1 protein-coding gene is annotated in these 311 nt (G+C 43.4%); it reads right to left on the bottom strand.

Annotated features, from left to right (window positions below; all coding sequences use genetic code 11):
* Window positions 1-311, bottom strand: a 311-nt coding sequence (locus B7723_RS00005) for an isopeptide-forming domain-containing fimbrial protein (RefSeq protein ID WP_142358064.1), incomplete at both ends; no start/stop codon positions are given.

Raw genomic sequence — 311 nt, 5'->3', positions numbered from 1 at the left:
GCTTGACCATTCAATTTAGCACTTGAAGTTCCTGCGAACTCAAGAACATCTTCGATCTTATCGGTTACGCTGAAGGCTGTCGCATCTTGCGCTACTGTTGTTTTCACATTGTATGTGAAGACTTGGTCGCGTTTGTCAAGAGTTTCAGCTTCTTTGCCATTCACATCTTTCTTGATTTCTGGCTCGTCTGGTGTTGGAGGCGTTACTGGAACTTCATTAGAGTCTTTCGTAAAGCCTGGTTTGTTTGGAAGATCTGCCTTGTAAGCTGCCTTGTTAGGAACTTTCACAGTCTTATCTTCTGATAGGTAAGC

This window comes from Streptococcus oralis subsp. oralis (genome assembly GCF_002096435.1).
Lineage (GTDB): Bacteria > Bacillota > Bacilli > Lactobacillales > Streptococcaceae > Streptococcus > Streptococcus oralis_AA.
The sequence above is the reverse complement of the archived record's forward strand: the minus strand, read 5'-3'. Positions and strand labels throughout refer to the sequence as shown.